The sequence below is a fragment of the Oryzobacter terrae genome, assembly GCF_042756445.1.
Lineage (GTDB): Bacteria > Actinomycetota > Actinomycetes > Actinomycetales > Dermatophilaceae > Oryzobacter > Oryzobacter terrae.
In genome coordinates, this window is sequence record NZ_CP170578.1 from 1,911,716 (window position 1) to 1,932,949 (window position 21,234).

Below are 21,234 nucleotides of genomic sequence, written 5' to 3' on the forward strand. Positions count from 1 at the left end.
GACCCGCCCCCACGGGTCAGGTGGTCTGGGCGGTGCCGTTCGCGTCGTTCGGGTCGGTCGACCCGCTGCCGGACTGGCCCGGCGGCAGGGTGCCGCCCTGGCTCTCCTGACCGGGCATCCCGCCACCGCCCCGGGGTCCGCCGAACTGGCCCCCACCGGGAAGCTGCCCGGTCCGGCCCCCCGGACCGCCCTGTCCCGAGCCGACGACGCCGGCGTCACTGCCCAGCGCCACCGCGGTTCCCGCGCCGGCGGCCGCACCGACGCCCAGCCCCACGGCGAGCGCCGCGGCGACGGCGGTCTTCTTGCCCGACCAGCGCGGCGGGCGCACCGCGGGGGCGGTGCCGGCAGCGGCCGGGGCCTCACCGGGGACGTGCACCGCCTGCGCCCACGTCGGGGCGGGCGGGGCGGCGGGTGCCGGGGCGGCGGGTGCGGCGGGGGCCGGAGCGGCGGGAGCCGAGGCCGCGGCGTCCTCGGCGGGCGTGGTCGGCTGGTGCGGGACGGGCTGGGTGGGGTCGATGGGGGTCACGGTGTCCTCCGGGGTGATGGGTGCTGTCGACCCGAGAGTGGGTCGCCCCGCTGTGGCGTCGCTGTGGCGATCCCGTCAGGTCACTGGCACGCGACGCTCACAGGACCCACAGTTTCGTCACAGGGAACGCATGGACGGTCCTCAGCCCGCGGACACACACTGGAACCATGACCACCCGCACGCAGACGGCTCCGGCCCTCAAGCGCCCCGACGGCAGCGCCGTCCGCGTCCTCGTCGTCGACGACGAGCCCAACCTCACCGAGCTGCTCTCGATGGCCCTGCGCTACGAGGGCTGGGAGGTGCGCACGGCCGCCAGCGGCGTCGCCGCGGTCCGCGCCGCTAAGGAGTTCGGCCCCGACGCGGTCGTCCTCGACATGATGCTCCCCGACTTCGACGGCCTCGAGGTCATGCGCCGGATGCGCGGCGACGACCCGAACGTGCCGGTCCTCTTCCTCACGGCCAAGGACGCCGTCGAGGACCGCGTCGCCGGCCTCACCGCCGGGGGCGACGACTACGTCACCAAGCCGTTCAGCCTCGAGGAGGTCGTCGCGCGGCTGCGAGCCCTGATGCGCCGCACCACCGTCGCGACCGACGAGGCCAGCTCGATGCTCGTCGTCGGTGACCTGACGATGGACGAGGACAGCCACGAGGTCACCCGCAGCGGCGCCGACATCCACCTCACCGCCACCGAGTTCGAGCTGCTCCGCTATCTCATGCGCAACCCCAAGCGGGTCCTGAGCAAGGCCCAGATCCTCGACCGGGTGTGGAACTACGACTTCGGTGGCCAGGCCAACGTCGTCGAGCTCTACATCTCCTACCTGCGCAAGAAGATCGACGCCGGCCGTACCCCGATGATCCACACGATGCGCGGCGTGGGCTACGTCCTCAAGCCTGCCGACTGAGCGGGCGGACCGACCGGACCCGTCATGCCCCACCCCGTCTCCCGCTGGACCCTGCGTGCCAAGCTGCTCGCCTCGGTCCTCACCCTCCTCGCGATCACGATGCTCGCGACGGGGGCGCTGACGCTCGTCTTCACCCAGCAGTACCTCGAGAAGCAGCTCGCCGAGGACCTGCGGACCTCCCTCGGGCGCGTCGACGACCGTCGCGGGAACGACGGCCGTGTTCCTCCAGCGGGGTTCCCCGGCGCCCCGTTCCGCACCCCGGGCAGCGGCGACACCCTCGTCCTCGAGCTGACGTCCAGCGGCAGCGTCGCGGTCGACGGCAGTGGAGTGGCCGTGAACTCCGTCGTGGACGAGTCCGGTGACTTCACGTCCCTGAGCGCCGCCCAGATCGAGACCCTCACCGCGGCCGCGCAGGGGTCGAGCCCGGTCCGGGTCGACGTCGGGGAGGGGGTCGGGACCTACCTCGTGACCTCCCGGACCCTCAACCAGGGAGACCTCCTCGTCGTCGGGCTGTCCACGGCCCCCGTCGAGGAGCTCACCGAACGGCTCGTCGCCGTCGTCGCCGGAGGAAGCGCCATCGGCCTCGCGCTCGTCGCGGTCGGCGGGACCCTCGTCATCCGGCGCAGCCTCGCTCCCCTCGACCGGGTCGCGGCCACCGCTCGGGGCGTCTCGCGCCTCAAGCTCGACTCCGGTGACGTCGCGCTCGCCGTCCGCGTCCCGCAGGACGATGCCGACGAGCGCACCGAGGTCGGCCAGGTGGCCCTGGCGCTCAACACGATGCTCGACAACGTCGAGTCGGCCCTCCAGGCCCGGCAGGAGAGCGAGACGCAGGTCCGGCAGTTCGTCGCCGACGCCTCGCACGAGCTGCGGACCCCGCTCGCCTCGATCCGCGGCTACGCCGAGCTGACCCGCCGCGAGCCGGACCCGGTGCCCGCCACCGTCACCCACGCCATCGGCCGGGTCGAGGCCGAGGCCCTGCGGATGCAGGAGCTCGTCGAGGACCTGCTCCTCCTCGCCCGCCTCGACGCCGGCCGCCCGCTCGAGCGCGAGGCCGTCGACCTGTCCCTCCTCGCGGTCAACGCCGTGAGCGACGCGCACGCCGCGTCACCGCAGCACGCGTGGGAGCTCGACCTGCCCGAGGAGCCGGTCGAGGTCCCCGGCGACCAGGCGCGCCTCCACCAGCTCCTCGCCAACCTCCTCGCCAACGCGCGCACGCACACCCCGCCCGGGACGAAGGTCGTGACGCGTGTCCGGCCCGAGGGCCGGCTCGTCCGGGTGTCGGTCTCCGACGACGGGCCAGGGGTGCCGGAACCGTTGCAGGCCAACGTGTTCGAGCGCTTCACCCGCGGCGATGACGCCCGCACCCGCGCTCAGGGGTCCACCGGCCTCGGGTTGAGCATCGTCGCGGCGGTCGGTCAGGCCCACGGTGGCCGGGTCGAGCTCGCGAGCCGCCCGGGCGACACGACCTTCTCGGTCCTGCTCCCGACCGCCTGACGCCTGCGTCCGCACCTCCCCTCGGATGCGTTCGGACCTCCGCCTCAGCCGGTGAGGGGAAGTCGGTAGACGAGGAGCTGGACCTCCGGCACCGGGACCCAGTCGCGCTCGGGGAGGCGGGTGAAGCCGAGCCGCTCGTACAGCCGGCGCGCGGCGTGCATCGTCGTCGACGACGACAGCACGATGGCCGCGAAGCCCCGCTGACGGGCCAGCTCGACGGCGTGCCGCGCGAGGATCTCGCCGATCCCGCGTCCCGTCGCCGCCGGGTCGACGGCCAGCGAGCGCATCTCCGCCTCGTCCTCCCCGGACACCTCGACGAGGGCCGATCCCGGCTCGACGTAGGTGACCGTCCCGACGACGCGGTCGCCGTCGAGCGCGACCCACACCTCGGCCTCCCGGTCGCGGTGGGCGGCGTCACGGAGGAAGTCGAGGTAGCCGGCACCGGGAGCGAGCACCCCGGCTCCGACGTACGCCTCCGCGGTGAGGTCCCCGACGGCGTCGAGCTCGTCGGGCCGGGCTCGCCTCACGACGGGCGATGACGAGCCCGGCGGCGTGGGCGTGGATGTCGCGGGCATGCCTCATCCTCGCACCACCGTGCGCTTGAGTGCGGAAGTGGTTGTCGGAGCGACCTTTTCCGCACTGACGGCGCCAGCTGGGCACGTCTGGGGAGGGCGACAGCGGCACCACAGCGCCGCCACAGTCGTCGACCCGACCGTGGATCCATGGACACCGCGACCCTTCCCCCGGCCGACCTCGTACCCCGGTCGGCGACCCCGGACGCCGCCCTCGACGGCGACTCCACGGGGGCCCTGCGCGCCCGCCGCCTCGTCCGCCGCCTCCTCCGACGCCTCGTCCGCGGGCCCGACGGCGCCCCGGCCTGGGCCCGCCCCGCGCTCGTGGCCCTCCTCGTCGTCACCGCAGCCGCGTACCTATGGAACCTGTCGGCGAGCGGGTGGGCGAACGCCTTCTACAGCGCCGCGGTGCAGGCGGGCGCGGACTCGTGGTCGGCGTTCTTCTGGGGCAGCTTCGACGCGAGCAACGCCATCACCGTCGACAAGCCGCCCGCCGCCCTGTGGGCCATGGCCCTGTCGGTGCGCCTGTTCGGCCTCAGCTCGTTCGCGATCCTGCTGCCCCAGGTCCTCATGGGGGTGGGCACCGTCGCGGTGGTCCACGCGACCGTCAGGCGGCGCTTCGGGCCCGCGGCCGGGCTCCTGGCAGGGGCGGCGCTGGCCCTGACCCCGGTCGCCGTCCTCATGTTCCGCTTCAACAACCCCGACGCGCTCCTCACCCTCCTCATGGCGCTCGCGGCCTGGGCCGCCCTCCACGCGGTCGACAAGGGGTCGATCCGCTGGATGGCGCTCGCCGGGGTCTTCGTCGGTCTCGGCTTCCTCACCAAGACGCTCCAGGTCCTGCTGGTCGTCCCGGCGCTCGGCCTCGCGTGGGTCCTGTTCGCCGACACCACGATCGGGCGGCGACTGCTGGGGTCCCTGGCCGCCGCGGGCGCGATGGTGGCGTCCGCCGGGTGGTGGGTCGCCGTCGTCGAGCTCGTCCCGGCGAGCATGCGGCCGTATGTCGGCGGCAGCCAGACCGACTCCTTCCTCGAGCTGACCTTCGGCTACAACGGACTGGGTCGCCTCGACGGCACCGAGGTCGGCAGGGTCGGTGGAGGCGGTGGCGGCGGGTTCTCGACCGACGTCGGCCTGTTCCGGATGTTCGACTCGTCGGTCGGAGGCCAGATCTCGTGGCTGCTGCCCGCCGCCCTGCTGCTCCTCGTCGCGGGGCTGGCCTTCCGCGGCCGCTCCCCACGCACCGACTCACGCCGTGCGGCCTACGTCGTCATGGGCGGCTGGCTGCTCGTCACCGCGCTGACCTTCTCGCTGATGCAGGGGATCTTCCACCAGTACTACACGGTGGCCCTCGCCCCGGCCATCGCCGCCGTCGTCGGGATGGGCGCCGCCGAGGCGTGGGAGCGGCGCGACCGTCTCGCCGGGGCGGCCGTGCTCGCCGGGGCCACCCTGGCGGCGGCCGGCTGGGGCTTCGTCCTCCTCTCCCGCACCACCGAGTACGCGGGCTGGCTGCGCCTCCTCGTCCTCGCCCTCGGGGTCGCGGCAGCGGCCCTGCTCCTCCTCGCCGGCCGGCTCCACGGGACCGGGGTGCGGGCCGCGGCCGTCGCGGCGGTCGTCGCCGCCCTGGCCGGACCCGCCGCGTACAGCGAGACGACGCTCGCCTCGGGCCACACCGGCTCCATCGTCACGGCCGGTCCGGCGACCGGAGGCGGCCCCGGTGGTGGGGGGATGCGCGGTGGCGTGCCCGGTGGGATGCCGGGCGGCGCCACGGGTCCGGCGGCCGGCGGGGCGACCGGCGGCACGGCCGCCGGGCCCGGCGGGGCGACGGGCGCCACGACCGGCGGAGGCGGCATGGGTGGTCTCCTCGACGCCACGACCCCCGATGCCGAGGTCGTCGCGGCGCTCACCGCCGACGCCGGCTCGTTCACCTGGGTCGCCGCGGCCGTCGGCTCGCAGAACGCCGCGGGCCTCCAGCTCGCGACCGGGCAGCCGGTGATGGCGATCGGTGGCTTCAACGGCTCCGACCCGGCTCCGACGCTGGCCGAGTTCCAGCAGGACGTCGCGGACGGGAGGATCCACTACTTCCTCAGCGGTGGTGGGTTCGGCCGGCAGAACGGCGGTTCGACCGCCTCGAGCGAGATCGCGACCTGGGTGGCTGCCGGCTTCACCGAGGTCACCATCGGTGGGCAGACGTTCTACGACCTGACCCGGCCGGTGGCGGGGAGCGGGTCGTGACGACCGTCCTCGACGTGGTGGTCCCGGTGCACGACGAGGAGGCCGTCCTCGCGGCCTCGGTGCACCGGCTCCACGCCCACCTCGTCGAGACGTTCCCCTACCCGTTCCGCATCACCGTCGCCGACAACGCGAGCACCGACCGCACGTGGGAGGTGGCCACCCACCTCGTGGCCACCCTCCCGGGGGTCACCGCGGTCCGGCTGAAGCAGAAGGGGCGGGGGCGGGCCCTCGCGCGGGTGTGGAACGAGTCCGACGCCCTCGTCCTCGCCTACATGGACGTCGACCTGTCCACCGACCTCGACGCCCTCTGGCCCCTCGTCGCCCCGTTGATGTCGGGGCACTCCGACGTCGCGATCGGCAGCCGGCTGCACCGCGCCTCCCGGGTCGTCCGCGGCGCCAGGCGCGAGGTGATCTCGCGCGGCTACAACCTCCTCCTGCGGGCGACGCTCGGCGCCCGGTTCAGCGACGCGCAGTGCGGCTTCAAGGCGATCCGTGCCGACGTCGCCCGCGAGCTGCTACCCCTCGTGGAGGACACGACGTGGTTCTTCGACACCGAGCTGCTCGTCCTCGCCGAGCGGAGCGGCCTGCGCATCCACGAGGTGCCGGTCGACTGGTACGACGACCCCGACAGCCGGGTCGCCCTCGCGTCGACCGCCCGCGACGACCTGCGGGGCATCTGGCGGGTGGGTACCGCTCTGGCCCGTCACCGCCTCCCCGTCGACGCGATCGCCGAGCGGATCGGGCGGGGACCCGCGGAGGCCCCTCGCACCATGGGCGGCGAGCTGGCGGTCTTCGCGGTCATCGGCGTGGTGTCGACGGTGCTCCACCTCGGGGGCTTCGTCCTCCTGCGCCAGACGATGGACGCCGCGCCCGCGAACGCCGTCGCCCTCCTCGTCGCCGCCGTCGTCAACACCTGGGCCAACCGGCGCTGGACGTTCCGCGTGCGAGGACGGTCGGGCGTGTGGCGCCAGCAGGTGCAGGGGCTGCTCGTCCTCGCGCTGACCCTGGCGATGACGACGGCCGGGCTCGACCTGCTCCACGCCGCGCTGCCCCTGGCGGCCACGTGGGTCGAGACGGGTGTCGTCGCGGTGACGGCGGCGGTCGCGACGGCGGTGAAGTTCCTCGCGATGAAGGTCTGGGTCTTCGCGCCGACCTCGCTGCGGGGGCCGACTGCGCGTGAGGCCGCGGCTCAGCGAGCCTCGCGGCCGACGGCGGAGGAAGAGGTGGAGGGGTTGGAGCAGCCGGTGGCGCAGGTGGCACGGGTGGAGGCCGCGATCGTCACCACGGGTCCTCGAAGTCGGTCACGACGGTGACGACGAAGGAGCCGCTGTCGTCGGTGAACCGCACCACCGCGTACCACTCCGCGCCGTCGGCGGCCCGGCACAGGACCGAGGTCAGGGTCGTCGCGCGGTCGACGTCGTCGCAGCGCAGAGGGGAGGGCGTGCTCTCCAACGCCCCGGTCCGCCCGCCGTGGTACTCGACGGCATCGGCGAGGGTGACACCGTCGACGGAGCGTCCCGACCCGAGCGCGACCCCGCCGACGAAGGCCGACGTGGTCGACGGGAGGGGACCCTCCGCCCATCCCTCGTCGGCGAAGAGTCCGCCCGCGCCGAAGACGAGGGGGACGAAGAACAGCCCCGGCAGCACGACGACGAGCAGCTGGGCGAGGAGGGCGACGACTGCGACGACGAGCCCGATGATCCCGATGGTGCGCGCCGTCTGGTCGCGGGCACCCGGTCCCGGGCGGGGAGGGAAGGCCGCCGGAGTCCACGGCCCGGTGGGCTGCGGGGTCCCGGTCGGGGCGTACGGGGCGCGGGTCTCGGGCGGGGGCCATCCCCCTGGGGTCGTCATGGCGCAGTGTGGCAGCCACCCGGCCGCCCTGTCGCCCCTTTCGCCCCGGCCCGCGTGCGGCCGCCCACTGGCGGCCCGCGGACCCGTTTTGCCCGCTGACCCGCGGGTTCGTTAGCCTGTCCCTTCGTTGGAGGCGTCGCCTAGTCCGGTCTATGGCGCCGCACTGCTAATGCGGTTTGGGTCTCAAGCCCATCGAGGGTTCAAATCCCTCCGCCTCCGCGCACACGGAAGCCCCCGGGAGCATGCGACCGGGGGTTTTCGCGTGCTTCCGGTCCCGCGCGGGCGTCATCGGTCCGAACCGCGGTCCGCCGCGGGACGAGATCGCCCCATTGGTCGACGTTGCCCCGCGATGGCGGGTCCTCCCGGGACGAGATCGCCCTATTGGTCGATGTTGTCCCGCCGGTCAGCACTTCTGGCCGTACCTGTCGTGACCTATCGGTCGATATTGGTACGGCGGCGGGCGGCCCCGCGCGGGCGTCATCGGTCCGAACCGCGGTCCACTGCGGGACAAGACCGCCCTATTGGTCGAAGTTGCCCCGCCCGGTCAGCGCATCGCCCGTACCTGTCGTGACCTATCGGTCGATCTTGGTACGGCGGCGGGCGGCCCCGCGCGGGCGTCATCGGTCCGAACCGCGGTCCACTGCGGGACAAGATCGCCCTATTGGTCGATGTTGTCCCGCCGGTCAGCACTTCTGGCCGTACCTGTCGTGACCTATCGGTCCATCTGGGGACGGCGGTCGCCTGGGCGGCCCCAGCCCGGGGCGAGGTGAAGCCCCTCCGGGGTCCAGCGCCCGAAGGGGCTCCACGTCTGGGGTGGGCGAGAGGTCAGTGCACCTCGGCGAGGCTCCACATCGTCCACAGCTCGGTGCGCATCCGCCGGGGCTGGCGCAGCGCGTGGACGACCGCGGCCCCGATGTCGGACGGCTGCATGAACGGCCCGTCGGCGGGGTCGCCCTCGCCGAACCGCCCGTCGGCCGCGGCGAACGGGGTGTTGACCCCGGCCGGCGCGATGACGGTGGTGCGGATCCCCTCGGAGCGCAGCTCGCGGTCGAGCGCGGTGCCGAGGTTGATCTGGGCGCCCTTGGTCGCCGCGTACACGGCCTCCTTGCCGCCGCCGATCATCAGCCCCGCCACCGACCCGATGATGACGAGGTCGCCGCCGCCGCCCTGGGCCCGGAACTGCCGCACCGCCGCCCGGGCGACCCAGACGGTGCCCTTGACGTTGACGTCGACCATGAGCTCGACCTGCTCCACCGGCACGTCGAGGACGCCGCCGTAGAAGCCGACCGCCGCGTTGGCGATCACCGAGTCGACCCGGCCGAAGGCGGAGACGCCGACGGCGACCAGCGCGTCGCACGCCTCCGCCGACCGGACGTCGCCGATCCCGAGGGCGACCCGGTCCGGACCCCACTCGTCGAGCAGGGGCCGGAGCGCGTCCTCCCGGACGTCGCCGACGACGACCTTCGCGCCGTCCTCGAGGACGAGGCGGGCGGTCGCACCGCCGATCCCGCCACCGGCGCCGGTCACGACGACGACGGTGTCGGCGAGGCTGCGGACCTCTGCTCCGGTCACTTGATGGCTCCCATCGACAGGCCGCGGACGAGCTGCTTCTGGGCGACCCAGCCGGCGATGATGACGGGGAGTGCGGCGATGGTGGCGGCGGCCGAGAGCACGGCGAGGAACTGGCCGCGCCCGTCGACGAACGAGCCGAGGAAGGGTGGCGTGGTGCGGGCGGCCGAGCTGGTGAGCAGGGTGGCGAGGAAGTACTCGTTCCAGCTGAAGATGAACGTGATGAGCGCCGCCGCGGCGACCCCGGGCAGGACCAGGGGCAGCACGACCCGCACGATCTCGCGGAACAGGCCCGCGCCGTCGACGCGCGCGGCCTCGACGATCTCGAAGGGGACCTCGAGGAAGAACGAGCGCATCATCCACACCGTCACCGGCAGGTTCACCGCCCCGTAGATGATCGCCAGCATGTAGATGTTGTCGAGCAGCCCGAGGGTCTTGAGGATCATGAACAGGGGCAGCACGACCGCGGCCAGCGGCATGAACCGGGTGGAGATGAAGAACGACAGGGACTGCTCGACGTTCTTCACCCGCCGGATCGACAGGGCGTACGCGGCGGGCACGGCCAGGACCACCGAGATGATGGTGGCCGTCACCGACGCCGTCAGCGAGTTGATGAGGTAGCCCTGCATCCCGCGGTCGAACGCGGTGGAGAAGCCGTCGAGCACCGGGGTGAAGAACAGCTTGGGGTTGATCGAGGAGGCCACCGACTCGGGCTTGAACCCGTTGAGCAGCATCCAGAACACCGGGAAGAAGAAGGCGAGGACGAGGAACCAGGTGAACGCCGTCACCAGGGTCGCGCGCAGCTTGGTGCTCATCGGGAACCTCCAGCCATGAAGACCTTGAACAGGGTGCGCAGCGCGACGGTCGCCACGATGATCGTGAGGATGACGGTCACGACGCCGTACGCGGCGGCCTCCCCGACGTCCAGGCCGATGAAGGCCCGTTCGTAGAGCAGGTAGGCCAGCGTCTTGGTCCCGCCGGTGCCCTTGGTGAGGATCGCGATCGGGTCGAAGACCTGGAGGATGATCACCGACCCGAGCAGCACCCCGATCTCGATGTACATCCGCAGGTGCGGCAGCGTGATCCAGGTGAAGGTGCGCCACGTGCCGGCGCCGTCGACGTTGGCGGCCTCGAGGATCGCCTTGTCCTGGCCCTGCAGCCCCGCCAGCAGGATGAGCATCATGAACGGCGTGAACTGCCAGGTCAGGACGATGACGACGGTGGCCATCGGGTGCTCGGTGCCCCACGAGACCACGGGAAGCCCGAGCGTCTTGAACAGCCAGTTCACCATCCCGATGTTGGTGTCGAACATCGAGTACTTCCAGATGAGCGACGCGGCCGCAGGCATGATGAGGAACGGGGTGATCATCAGCGTCCGGGCGATCGCGCGGCCCCGGAACTGGCGGTCCAGGAGCACGGCGAAGAGCAGGCCGAAGAGCAGCGAGAGCACCACCGAGAAGGCGGTGATGAGCACGGTCGCCACGATCGAGGGCCAGAGGTTCCCCGAGGTCAGCGCCGTCTTGTAGTTGTCGAACCCGGTGAAGCCCCGGTCGGCCGGGTACAGCAGGTTCCACTTCATCGTCGAGAAGCCGATGGTGACGAGGAAGGGGACCTGGGTCAGCAGGACGAGGAAGATGACGGCCGGGGCGAGCAGCCCTCGGCTGCTCCACGCCTGGCGCCGGATGATCCGGCGCTTGTCACTGGCGGCCTTCGCCTCGACCCGGTCGAGGTCAGTCGTGGTGGTCATGCGCACTCCCTTGTGCGTCGTTCCGCTGGACCGGGATCCGGTGCCGGGGCGGCGTGAGCCGCGCGCCCCGGCACCGGGGCCCGTGGAGGGTCAGCCCTTGTGGGCGTCGCCGGCCTTCTGTGCGAGGTCCTGGCACTTGCTGAGCGCGTCGTCGACCGAGGTGCGGTTGGCGATGTAGTCGGCGATCAGCTGGGCGCACTGGTTTCCGACGTCCTGGAACTCGGGGATGGAGACGTACTGGATGCCGACCCAGCCCTGCGGGTTGACGCCCGGCTGCTTCGGGTTGACCGCGCTCATGACGTCGAGCGTGATCGGGGCGTAGGCGGCCGCGGCCTCCTTGTACTCGGGGATCTCGTAGGTCGAGGTCCGCGAGCCCGGCGGGACGTTGCTCCAGCCGATCTTGGTGCCGACGAGCTTGATGTACTCCTTGCTCGTGGCCCACTTGACGAACTTGACCGCGGCGTCCTTGTTCTTCGTCGAGGACGGGACGGCCAGGTTCCAGCTCCACAGCCAGCCCGACTCCTTGGTCTTGTTCACGGGCATGTGGGCGTAGCCCATCTTCCCCTTGACCGGCGAGTCGGCGGCCTCGAGCATCGAGGCGGCGACGGAGGCGTCGGCCCACATGGCGGCCTTGCCCTCCTTGAGCGCGGTGAGGCACTCGTTGAAGCTGTAGGACACCGGGTCCTTCTCACCCGACTCGTCGAGCATCGTCTTGTAGAAGGTCACGGCCTCCTTCCACTCCGGGGTGTTGACCGTGGCGGTCCACTTGTCGTCGTACCAGTTGCCGCCGAAGGTCTGCACGACGGTCGTCAGCGGGGCGAACAGGTCGCCCCAGCCGGGCTTGCCGCGCATGCAGATGCCGGCGGTGTCGGCCGAGTTGACCTTCTTCGCCGCGTCGGCGACCTCCTGCCACGTCGGGTTGGTCCCGAGGGTGACGCTGGCCTTGTCGAGCAGCTCCTTGTTGTACATCAGGATCGAGGACTCGCCGTAGAAGGGCACCGCGAACTGCTTGCCCTCGAACGAGATGGCGTCCCGCACGGGCGGGAGGATGTCGTTGACGTCGTAGGCCGAGTCCTTGGACAGCTCGGGCGTGAGGTCGACGAGCCACTTGTTGGCGCCCCACTGCGGCGTCTCGTACGCGCCGATGGTGACGATGTCGTACTGACCCGCCCCGCTGGCGACGTCCGCGGTCACGGCCGAGCGGAGGTCGGCCTCCTCCATGACCTGGAAGTTGACCTTGGTGCCGGGGTTGGCGGTCTCGTACTCGGTCTTGAGCTTCTCCATGTCCTTCATCTGGCCGTTGTTCACGGTGGCCACGTTGAGGGTGACGTTGCCACCGGCGGCGCCGGACCCGTCGTCCCCGGACACGGCGCCCGACGAACAGGCCCCGAGCACGAGGGCCGAGGCCAGCGCGCCGGCCCCGAGCGTCAGTGCGCGCGATGTGCACAGCATGCCTAACTCCTTTGGTAGGTGTGTCGTCCACTCCCGGAAGCGGATGCGGTGCACGGGCCCGGTCGGTCCGGTCGGGTGCGGTGTTTCCCTCCACTGCCTGGAACACCGCAATGGTGGGTATCGCCGCGCACCCCCGACAAGGACCAACACCGGCCCCGTTTCGGTACTATTTTTCTGAGAGCCACCTCACACCGGCTCCACACCTGCCTCCCTGAGCGGCGACAGGCGCCACCACGACGACGACGTCGGAAGGTCGGGATCACGATTTCGTATCAGTCGAGGCCCACAGCGGCGGTCGAGCACCTCCGCGCCCACGACCACCACCCGGCGCACCACCTCCCGATGCCGAACCCGCCGCGCCGTGAGGTCATCCCGCCGCACCCGATGCAGTCGATCCGCGCGATCACCCACGACTTCCCGAGCGAGATCTGCGGCTGGGGCTCGCACCCCGAGTACGAGATCCACCTCATCACCAAGACCCACGGCAGCTTCATCGCCGGTGACCACATCGGGACCTTCGCGCCGGGCCAGGTGAGCATCATGGGCCCGAACCTCCCCCACGACTGGGTCAGCGACCTCGAGCCGGGGCAGGTGGCCGTCGACCGCGACGCCGTCGTGCAGTTCAGCGACGAGTGGATCCGGCGCTGCATGGAGGTCATGCCCGAGCTCGTCGAGGTCGACGACATGCTCAAGCTGGCGAGCCGCGGCCTCGTCTTCTCCGGGGCCACCGCCTGGCGGGCCGCCGAGACGGTCCTGGCCGTCGTCAACAGCCGTGGGGCAGAGCAGCTCTCGCACCTCTTCAGGCTGCTCACCCTGTTCGCCCGGGCGCCCGAGGAGGAGCGCGAGGTCGTGGCGAGCGAGTGGATGGGGCGACCCACCGACATCAACTCCCAGGCGGCCGTCGAGGCAGGGCTCACCTACATCTTCGAGCACCTCACCGGCGACATCCGGCTGTCCACCGCGGCCCACCTGGCGTACATGTCGGAGCCGACCTTCTCGAAGTACTTCAAGGGTGCGACGGGGATGACCTTCAGCTCGATGGTCAAGAAGCTGCGGATCGCCCACGCCCGCCGGCTCCTCGACACCACCGACCACCCGATCGCCCACGTGGCCACGCTCAGCGGGTACCACAACATGGCGAACTTCAACCGGCAGTTCCTCGCCGAGGTGGGCGCGACCCCCACGGCCTACCGGCGGATGGAGTCGTCGCAGAAGCCGCCGCCCGAGGTCTTCAGCCTCGGCCGGCGGGCACAGGTCGACTAGGGCTCAGCGCCCCAGGACCTGGTCGACCAGCCCGTGGACCCCGTGCTCGACGAGCACGGCGCGCAGGCGGCAGTACGCCTCGAGGAAGCGGGGGTCCGACCCGAGGTCGCCGAAGAGCGCCTCGAGCTCGACGAACGCCTCCGGGCGCTCGTCGAGGGCCGCCGCGGTGAGCTCGTCGGCGTGGACGTCGTCGGGGACCTCGTCGGGCCCGAGGCCGCCGCGTCCGACGAGGGCCCAGTACTCGGCCCACGCGGCCACCATCGCGGCGCCCAGCTCCACCGGTCGGCCGGCCGCGAGGTTGGCCCGCACCGCGGGCAGGGTGAAGGTCGCCATCCGGTTGCCGCCGTCGGTCGCGAGGCGCACGAGGGTGTCGCGGATGCCGGGGTTGGAGAAGCGCTCGAGGAGCGTGGCCATGTACCCGTCGAGGTCGATGCCGGGCAGGTCGCCGAGGGTCGGTGACGCCTCGTCGGCCATGTAGCGGGCGAGGTAGTCGCGGACCCTCTCGTCGCGCATCGTCTCGTCGACGAGCACGTAGCCGAGCGGGGCGCCGAGGTACGCCAGGGCCTGGTGGCTGGCGTTGAGCAGGCGCAGCTTCATCAGCTCGTAGGGCGTGACGTCGTCGACGAACTGGACCTCGACCTCCTCCAACGCCGGTCTCCCGAGGGGGAAGTGGTCCTCGACGATCCACTGGGTGAAGGGCTCGGCGGGCACCGGCCACCGGTCCTCGATGCCAAAGTCGTGGCGCAGGACCTCGCGGTCGGCGTCGGTCGTCGCGGGCGTGATCCGGTCGACCATGCAGTTGGGGAAGGAGACCTCGGCCTCGATCCAGTCGGCGAGGTCGGCGTCGACGAGGCGGGCGAACGAGGACACCGTCTGCCGGGTCACCTCCCCGTTGCCCTGGAGGTTGTCACACGAGAGCACGGTGAAGGGCTCCAGCCCGGCGGCCCGGCGGCGGCGCAGGCCCTCGACGACGAACGCGAACGCGGTCCCCGGAGCGTCGAGGTGCTCGACGTCGTGGCGCACGGAGGCGTGCTCGGCGTCGAACTCGCCGGTCGCGGCGTTCTTGAGGTAGCCGCCCTCGGTCACCGTGAGGCTGACGATGCGCACCGCCGGGTCGAGGAGCCGCTCGTACACGGCGGTGGAGTCCTCGGGACCGAAGAGGTACTCGAGCACCGAGCCGACGACCCGTGGCTCGAGGCTGCCGTCGGGATGGCGCACGACGAGGGTGAACTCGCAGTCCTGGGCGCGCATCGCGTCGCGCATCGCCACGTCGTGGGCGAGCACGCCGACGCCGCAGATCCCCCAGTCGAGCCCGTGGCCGGCCTCCATGAGCCGGTCGACGTACATCGCCTGGTGCGAGCGGTGGAAGTTGCCGAACCCGAAGTGGACGATGCCGACGGAGGCGGCGGCGCGGTCGTACGACGGCGTCGAGACGCTCGGCGCGAGCGCTTGGTCGGTCAGGGCGGTCACGGGGGCAGGCCTTTCGAGGGACGGGGAACCCTGCAGCATGCAACCAACACCTGGCCCGAAAGACCAGAGCCGGACGCACCGGGGAATCAAAAGATCGAGGACGCACGGATTGGTACCGGTCCGGGGTGCCGACGGCCGTCCGGGGCCCGGCCGACCCGGACCCCCGGGTCGCCGGTGACGGACCGGCTGTGTTGACTGGGGGCATGAAGGTCCGCGTCGCCGTCGTCGTCGCCGCCGTCCTCGTCCTCGTGGGCGGGCTCGGTGGCGCCCTGTGGTGGCGCCAGCAGGAGGCCGAGCGCGACACCGCCGCCGCGGGGGCGTTCGAGGCGTTCGCGCGGGCCTGGGTCGCCAAGGACCTCTCCCGGGCGCCCCTCGCCTCGCCCGCGCTCGCCGAGGACTTCCGCACCGCCCTCGCCGACCTCGAGCAGGCCCCCGTGTCCGTGCGTCCGGGAGCCGTCCGGCGCACGGGGACCTCGGCGACGGCCGACCTCACGGTGCGGTGGACCCTGCCCGGCGACAGCCCGTGGGAGTACACCGTCCCGACGAGGGTCGAGGAGGACGGGTCGCGCTGGGTCGTCGCGACGCCGGGGGCGGGCCGCTCGGCCTGGCACCCCGACCTCGCCGCCGGCGAGACGGTCGAGGTCGAGCGGACCACCGGCACGCGCGGCGACCTCCTCGACCGCGAGGGTCGCGCCCTCATGCCCCTCGGAGCGGTCTTCACGATCCTCCTCGACCCCGTCAACGCGACGCCCGCGTCCGCAGCCGGCCTCGAGAAGGTCGTCGAGGCGAAGAAGGGCTCCCTCGTCGCCGCGCTGAAGAAGGCGACCGACGCCGGGTCGAAGGCCCCCATCACGGCCATCACCTACCGCGAAGCCGACTACGAGTCGCGCCGCGGCCGGCTCGACGACCTCGCCGGCGTCCTGGCCCGCGAGGGCACCCAGCCGCTCGCGCCCACCCGGACCTTCGGCCAGCCGCTGCTCGGCAGCTACGGCGACGTCACCGCGGAGATGGTCGAGAAGGGCGAGGGTCGCTACGTCGCGGGCGACCGCGCCGGGCGCAGCGGCCTCCAGGGCCAGTACGACACCACCCTGCGGGGCACGACCGGGCTCTCCGTCACGACGAGCGGCGGCGCCACCCTCTTCGAGCAGGCCGCGACCGACGGGTCCGACGTCCGCACCACGCTCAGCCCCCGGGTGCAGGAGGCCGCCGAGCAGGCCCTGGCGTCCGCGAACCTCGAGGCGGCCTCGGCGCTCGTCGCCGTCGACGTCCCCTCGGGCGAGGTCCTCGCCGCGGCGAACTCCCCCTCGAGCGGCTTCGACCGCGCCCTCACGGGCCGGTACCCGCCGGGGTCGACGTTCAAGGTCGCGACCACGTACGCCTACCTGACCCGGGGCATCACGACGCCGACGACCCTCGTCCCGTGTCCGGCCTCGGCGGTCGTCGACGGGCGGGAGTTCCGCAACTTCGCCGGGGAGTCGACGACCGGTGACCCGACCTTCTTCGAGGACTTCACCGTCTCGTGCAACACGGCGTTCGTCGGGCTGAGCGGCGAGCTCGCCCCCGACGACCTCACGACCGCCGCCAAGGCCCTCGGGGTGGGCGCCGGCTGGGCCGACCAGCTCGGCGTCGCCGGCGCCTTCGACGGCAGCGTCCCCGAGACGACGGGCGGCACCGACGCGGCAGCCGCGGCGATCGGACAGGGCCGCATCGAGGTCTCGCCGCTCGCGATGGCCGTCCTCGCCGGGAGCATCGGGCGCGGCACGTACGTCGCGCCCTCCCTCGTCGTCGACGAGGGGAGCAACCCGCGACCGACCCCGCTCGACGGCACGACGGTCGCCGACCTCCGCTCGATGATGGCCTCGGTCGTCTCGTCCGGCACCGGGACCGCCGTGCGCGACAGCCCCGGCGGGCCGGTCCGCGGCAAGACGGGCACCGCCGAGTACGGCACCGACCCCGACACCCCGCCGCGGGTGTGGTTCATCGGCTACCAGGGTGACGTCGCGTTCGCCGTCCTCGTCGAGGCCGGCAGGAGCGGTGGGACGGTCGCCGCGCCCATCGCGAAGTCGTTCCTCGCCAACCTCGCCCGCGGCTGAGCACCGGCGCCGGCTCCCGCCCCGGGCGCCGCGCCCACGCAGGCGGAAGGCCCCGCCCGGACGAGCCGGACGGGGCCTTCGCGAGGACTCGCGGGACCTCGGTCAGATGGGACGGACCGAGTCGGCCTGCGGGCCCTTGGGACCCTGGGTGACCTCGAACTCGACCTTCTGGTTCTCGTCGAGGCTGCGGTAGCCCTGGGTGTCGATGGCGGAGTAGTGAACGAACACGTCGGGGCCGCCGCCGTCCTGGGCGATGAATCCGAAGCCCTTCTCAGCGTTGAACCACTTCACGGTGCCCTGTGCCATATCGGGGGTAACTCTTTCTGTGTGTAGCACGCGACCGGTACACGTCGTACCGACCGTGGATGCGAACTCCAGTCCCCTCTGGCGCGTGATCGTCGACCTTCAAGGTAGTGCTGTTGCTGCAACCGCCAGCGACGCTAGCACGCACGCTGGGCCGACGCGCGTCACGTCGTCATCAGTTCATCCAGCGGACGAACCCGGGTGCGGCGTACCGGCGGCGGCGCCGTCGGGTCAGACCGGCGCCTTGACCGCGAGGACGTCGCAGGTGGCGTCGAGGAGCACCTGCTGGGCGGTCGACCCGGTGATGAGCTTGCCGAGCGGGCTGCGCCGGCGCAGGCCGATGACGATGAGCGAGGCGTCGACCTCGGCGGCCGTGTCGAGCAGCTCGTCGGCGGGCGCGAGGCCGCGTGTCGGCTGGCGGACCTCGTGCTCGATGCCCCGCTCGGTGAGCTGAGCGTCGAGGGCGTCGATGTCCTGGGGCGCGGCGAAGTTGGCGTGCGTGTAGTCACCGTGCTGGCCGGTGTTGACGACGACGAGGCGCTGCCCGGTGCGCTCGGCCTCGGCGATCGCCTCGTCGACGGCCGCGAGCCCCTCGGGGCGCGGGATGTAGCCCACGACGATGGTCATGGTTGCCTCCGGATGTGGTGTGGCACTGGGATGGTCGACGTTCCGACCGCGGGGCGGACGGGGTCGTTCGGACGGCCGTCCCCGCGGGTGGGGACGGGACGCCGCACCTGGTCGTCCGTCAGGTGCGGCGTCCCGCGTTCACGAGGAAGAGAGCTTCGTGGCGCCGGTCATGATGGCGACGCCCTCTCCCATGTCGTGGGACTGCGGGGTGATGACACCCGCGCAGCCGCCGAGCCGCTGGATGTGGATGCGGTCGGCCGCCTCCCACACGTGCGGCATGTTGTGCGAGATGAGGATGACCGCGAGCCCGTTGTCCCGCAGCTGCTTGACCATGTCGAGGACCATCCCCGACTCCTTGACGCCGAGAGCGGCGGTCGGCTCGTCGAGGACGACGACCTTGCTCCCGAACGCCGCGGCACGGGCCACGGCCACGGCCTGGCGCTGGCCACCCGAGAGGGTCTCCACCGCCTGGCCCATGTTCTGGATGGTCTGGATGCCGAGGTTCTGCACGGCCTCGCCGGCGCGCTCCTTCATCCCCTTCTTGTCGAGCATCCGCAGCACCGACCCGAGCGGACCGGGGCGGCGCTCCTCGCGAGCCAGGTAGAGGTTGCTCGCGATGTCGAGCGCGGGGATGACGGCCAGCTGCTGGTAGACCGTCTCGATGCCGGCCTCGCGGGCGTCCTGCGGACGCTTGAAGGCCACCGGCTGCCCGTCGAGCTGGATCTCTCCGCTGTCGGGGGTGTAGGCGCCGGTGAGGCACTTGATGAGCGTCGACTTGCCGGCGCCGTTGTCACCGATGACCGCGAGCACCTCACCCCGGTAGAGGTCGAGGTTGACGCCGTCGAGGCCGATGACCCGGCCGAAGGTGATGACGAGGTCGCGGGCCGACAGGATCGGCTGGGCCTCGTACTTCGCCCGCTTCTCCTCGGGGATGCTGTCCACCGACAGGGGCAGCCGCTCCATGGTGCTCATGCCTTCACCTTCCGGATCCACTGGTCGACCGAGACGGCGACGATGACGAGGACACCGATCGCGAACAGACGCCACTGCTGGTCCACGCCCGCGAGGGAGAGGCCCAGGGTGAACGCGCCGACGATGATCGCGCCGAGGAGGCTGCCGATCAGCCCGCCGCGGCCGCCGAAGAGGCTGGTGCCACCGATGACGACCGCGGTGATGCTGTCGAGGTTGGCGTCGGGGATGCCGTTGGGGGTGGCGGCCCCGGCGCGGCCGATCTGGACCCACGCCGCGATGCCGTAGATGAGCCCGGCGACGGTGTAGACCGAGAGCAGGACGCGCTTGCTCGCGATACCCGACAGGCGGGCCGCCTCGGGTTCGTCGCCCACGGCGTAGATGTGCCGACCCCAGGCCGTCTGGCTCAGGGCGAAGCCGACGACCGCGTACAGCACCAGGACCATGATGACGCCGACGGTGATGTTGAACGGACCGACCTTGAAGGTCTCACCGGTGAGGTTGATGATGTCGGGCAGCCGGTTGTTCTGGATGCTCGAACCACCGGAGTACAGCAGCGCGATCGCGGTGAAGATCGACAGCGTGCCGAGGGTGACGATGAACGGCGGCAGCCCGACCCGGGTGACGAGGAAGCCGTTGAGGAACCCGGCGCCCACCGCGAGGGCGATCCCGATGAGGATCGCGAGGAACCCCGGGACCCCGCTCTCGGCAGCGAGCGTCGCCATGATCATCATCGCGAGGATGGTGACCGCCCCGACCGACAGGTCGATGCCCGCGGTGAGGATGACGAGCGTCTGCCCGATGGCCAGGCACGCGACGACCGCGACCTGCTGGAGGAGGAGGGACTGCGCGTTCGGGGCGGCGAAGCGCGGGTTGATGACCGAGAAGATGACGAAGGTCAGCACGAGCAGGAACAGCGGGCTCAGCCACGGGTAGCCGTGGAGGAGGTGCTGGACCCGCTGGACGGGGCTCTGCCGCCGCCGAGCGAACTCGGCGGCAGCAGACGATGTGGACGACGACATCGTGGATCAGCCCCAGCAGATCTTCGTGGCTTCGGTGGTGTCGATGCTCTCGACGCCGTCGGCCGGCTTGTCGGTGACGAGCGCGACACCGGTGTCGAAGAAGTCGAGACCCTCGGTGGTGGTCGGCTTCTCGCCGCCGCGGGCGATCTTGGCGATCGCCTCCATGCCCAGGGTCGCCATCTTCAGCGGGTACTGCTGCGAGGTGGCGCCGATGGTGCCGTCCTTGACCGAGGCGACGCCGGCGCAGCCGCCGTCGACCGAGACGATGAGCGCGTCGGTGATGCCGGCGGCCTTGAGGGCGGCCGAGGCACCGACCGCGGCCGGCTCGTTGATCGTGTAGACGACGTTGATGCCGTCGCTCTTGGACAGGCAGGTCTCCATCGCGGTGCGGCCACCGTCCTCGGCGCCGTTGCTCGGCTCGTTGCAGACGATGGTGTAGTCGCCACCGCTGTACTTGCCGGTCTTGGCCTCGTCGCCGTTCTTCTTGCCGTCGGCGACGTCGATGCCCATGCCCTCGAGGAAGCCCTGGTCGCGGTTGTAGTCGACCGAGACGACCTTGTCGTTGAACAGGTCGAGCAGGGCGATCGTCGCGGGCTTGCCGGCGAGCTGCGCCGCGGCCCACTTGCCGATGAGGTCGCCCGCCTTGCGGTTGTCGGTGGCGAAGGTGATGTCGACGGTGTCCGCCGGGTCGGGCGGGGTGTCGAGCGCGATGACGTAGAGGCCCGCGTCGCGCGCCTTCTTCATCGCGTCGTTGACGCCGGTGGACATCGGGGTGATGAGGATCCCCTTGTCGCCGCGGACGACGGCCTGCTCGATCGCGGCGATCTGGCCGGCGTCGTCACCTTCCTGCTTGCCGGACGCGACGGTGAGCTTGACGCCGTTCTTGGCGGCGTCGGCCTTGGCCCCGTTCTGCATCGCGACGAAGAAGGGGTTCGAGGAGTCCTTGGTGATGAGCGAGACGCCGATCTGGTCGTCGCCCCCGCCCCCCGAGCCTCCGTCGTCGGATCCACAGGCTGCGACACCGAGTGCGAGGCCGGCGATGCCGACCGACGCGAGCACCCTGCGCGCCGTGCGCGAGGCCGTGATGTGAGCGTTGTGCATGGTGCGAACTCTCCTTTGAGTCTCTGCTGGACGACACCGCCGTG

19 protein-coding genes and 1 tRNA gene are annotated in these 21,234 nt (G+C 71.8%); 7 read left to right on the forward strand and 13 right to left on the reverse strand.

What is annotated here, in order from left to right; translation table 11 throughout:
- Positions 1 to 16: 16 nt before the first annotated feature.
- Positions 17 to 526, reverse strand: coding sequence for a hypothetical protein (locus ACFWN3_RS09005; RefSeq protein ID WP_377645430.1), 510 nt, complete (start codon positions 524 to 526; stop codon positions 17 to 19).
- A 167-nt stretch (positions 527 to 693) separates the two neighbouring features.
- Here ACFWN3_RS09005 and ACFWN3_RS09010 point away from each other — a divergent pair, with 167 nt between their 5' ends.
- A complete protein-coding gene (locus ACFWN3_RS09010; protein ID WP_377645432.1) occupies positions 694 to 1,428 on the forward strand; it encodes a response regulator transcription factor in 735 nt (244 codons plus the stop codon).
- 24 nt (positions 1,429 to 1,452) lie between these two features.
- Positions 1,453 to 2,922 (forward strand): ATP-binding protein, encoded by a 1,470-nt coding sequence (locus ACFWN3_RS09015; protein ID WP_377645434.1) that lies wholly within the window; start codon positions 1,453 to 1,455, stop codon positions 2,920 to 2,922.
- Between the two features lie 44 nt (positions 2,923 to 2,966).
- Here ACFWN3_RS09015 and ACFWN3_RS09020 read toward each other — a convergent pair whose 3' ends face one another.
- Positions 2,967 to 3,497, reverse strand: a complete 531-nt coding sequence (locus ACFWN3_RS09020) for a GNAT family N-acetyltransferase (RefSeq protein ID WP_377645436.1) — start codon at positions 3,495 to 3,497, stop codon at positions 2,967 to 2,969.
- Positions 3,498 to 3,644: 147 nt separating this feature from the next.
- Here ACFWN3_RS09020 and ACFWN3_RS09025 point away from each other — a divergent pair, with 147 nt between their 5' ends.
- Together ACFWN3_RS09025 and ACFWN3_RS09030 are read left to right on the forward strand one after the other, a co-directional pair.
- Complete coding sequence (locus ACFWN3_RS09025; RefSeq protein ID WP_377645437.1) at positions 3,645 to 5,723, forward strand: ArnT family glycosyltransferase; 2,079 nt, start codon at positions 3,645 to 3,647, stop codon at positions 5,721 to 5,723.
- Entirely contained in the window at positions 5,720 to 7,036 is a 1,317-nt protein-coding gene (locus ACFWN3_RS09030; protein ID WP_377645439.1) for a glycosyltransferase, read from the forward strand. Before ACFWN3_RS09025 ends, ACFWN3_RS09030 begins: the two co-directional genes overlap by 4 nt.
- Here the strand turns inward: ACFWN3_RS09030 and ACFWN3_RS09035 are convergent.
- On the reverse strand, positions 7,002 to 7,574 hold the full coding sequence (locus ACFWN3_RS09035) for a hypothetical protein (protein ID WP_377645441.1): 573 nt from the start codon (positions 7,572 to 7,574) through the stop codon (positions 7,002 to 7,004). The genes ACFWN3_RS09030 and ACFWN3_RS09035 overlap by 35 nt on opposite strands.
- Positions 7,575 to 7,703: 129 nt before the next feature.
- Here ACFWN3_RS09035 and ACFWN3_RS09040 point away from each other — a divergent pair.
- A tRNA-Ser gene (locus ACFWN3_RS09040) sits at positions 7,704 to 7,793 on the forward strand.
- 606 nt (positions 7,794 to 8,399) lie between these two features.
- Here ACFWN3_RS09040 and ACFWN3_RS09045 read toward each other — a convergent pair.
- From ACFWN3_RS09045 to ACFWN3_RS09060, 4 genes are all read right to left on the reverse strand, one after another.
- Entirely contained in the window at positions 8,400 to 9,146 is a 747-nt protein-coding gene (locus tag ACFWN3_RS09045; RefSeq protein ID WP_377645443.1) for an SDR family oxidoreductase, read from the reverse strand.
- On the reverse strand, positions 9,143 to 9,958 hold the full coding sequence (locus tag ACFWN3_RS09050) for a carbohydrate ABC transporter permease (protein ID WP_377645445.1): 816 nt from the start codon (positions 9,956 to 9,958) through the stop codon (positions 9,143 to 9,145). The genes ACFWN3_RS09045 and ACFWN3_RS09050 overlap by 4 nt, the downstream gene beginning before the upstream one ends.
- Positions 9,955 to 10,890 (reverse strand): carbohydrate ABC transporter permease, encoded by a 936-nt coding sequence (locus tag ACFWN3_RS09055; RefSeq protein ID WP_377645447.1) that lies wholly within the window; start codon positions 10,888 to 10,890, stop codon positions 9,955 to 9,957. Before ACFWN3_RS09055 ends, ACFWN3_RS09050 begins: the two co-directional genes overlap by 4 nt.
- Before the next feature lie 90 nt (positions 10,891 to 10,980).
- A complete protein-coding gene (locus ACFWN3_RS09060; protein ID WP_377645449.1) occupies positions 10,981 to 12,342 on the reverse strand; it encodes an ABC transporter substrate-binding protein in 1,362 nt (453 codons plus the stop codon).
- 342 nt (positions 12,343 to 12,684) lie between these two features.
- Between ACFWN3_RS09060 and ACFWN3_RS09065 the strand changes: the two genes are divergently transcribed.
- Complete coding sequence (locus ACFWN3_RS09065) at positions 12,685 to 13,605, forward strand: helix-turn-helix domain-containing protein (RefSeq protein WP_377645451.1); 921 nt, start codon at positions 12,685 to 12,687, stop codon at positions 13,603 to 13,605.
- Positions 13,606 to 13,608: 3 nt separating this feature from the next.
- Here ACFWN3_RS09065 and ACFWN3_RS09070 read toward each other — a convergent pair whose 3' ends face one another.
- Positions 13,609 to 15,075 carry a mannitol dehydrogenase family protein gene (locus ACFWN3_RS09070; protein ID WP_377645453.1) on the reverse strand — a complete coding sequence of 489 codons (1,467 nt, stop codon included), beginning with the start codon at positions 15,073 to 15,075 and terminating at the stop codon, positions 13,609 to 13,611.
- Positions 15,076 to 15,278: 203 nt separating this feature from the next.
- Between ACFWN3_RS09070 and ACFWN3_RS09075 the strand changes: the two genes are divergently transcribed.
- Positions 15,279 to 17,168, forward strand: coding sequence for a penicillin-binding transpeptidase domain-containing protein (locus ACFWN3_RS09075; RefSeq protein WP_377645455.1), 1,890 nt, complete (start codon positions 15,279 to 15,281; stop codon positions 17,166 to 17,168).
- Positions 17,169 to 17,270: 102 nt separating this feature from the next.
- On the opposite strand, the gene ACFWN3_RS09080 is transcribed toward ACFWN3_RS09075, so the two are convergent.
- From ACFWN3_RS09080 to ACFWN3_RS09100, 5 genes are all read right to left on the reverse strand, one after another.
- The gene (locus tag ACFWN3_RS09080; protein WP_377645457.1) at positions 17,271 to 17,474 is read right to left on the reverse strand and encodes a cold-shock protein; all 204 of its coding nucleotides are present in this window, start codon (positions 17,472 to 17,474) and stop codon (positions 17,271 to 17,273) included.
- 228 nt (positions 17,475 to 17,702) lie between these two features.
- Positions 17,703 to 18,098 (reverse strand): universal stress protein, encoded by a 396-nt coding sequence (locus ACFWN3_RS09085; RefSeq protein ID WP_377645459.1) that lies wholly within the window; start codon positions 18,096 to 18,098, stop codon positions 17,703 to 17,705.
- Positions 18,099 to 18,236: 138 nt separating this feature from the next.
- Positions 18,237 to 19,070, reverse strand: coding sequence for an ATP-binding cassette domain-containing protein (locus ACFWN3_RS09090; protein WP_377645461.1), 834 nt, complete (start codon positions 19,068 to 19,070; stop codon positions 18,237 to 18,239).
- Positions 19,067 to 20,089, reverse strand: a complete 1,023-nt coding sequence (locus ACFWN3_RS09095) for an ABC transporter permease (protein WP_377645463.1) — start codon at positions 20,087 to 20,089, stop codon at positions 19,067 to 19,069. The genes ACFWN3_RS09090 and ACFWN3_RS09095 overlap by 4 nt, the downstream gene beginning before the upstream one ends.
- A gap of 6 nt (positions 20,090 to 20,095) precedes the next feature.
- Positions 20,096 to 21,190 carry a substrate-binding domain-containing protein gene (locus ACFWN3_RS09100; RefSeq protein WP_377645465.1) on the reverse strand — a complete coding sequence of 365 codons (1,095 nt, stop codon included), beginning with the start codon at positions 21,188 to 21,190 and terminating at the stop codon, positions 20,096 to 20,098.
- Between the last annotated feature and the right edge of the window lie 44 nt (positions 21,191 to 21,234).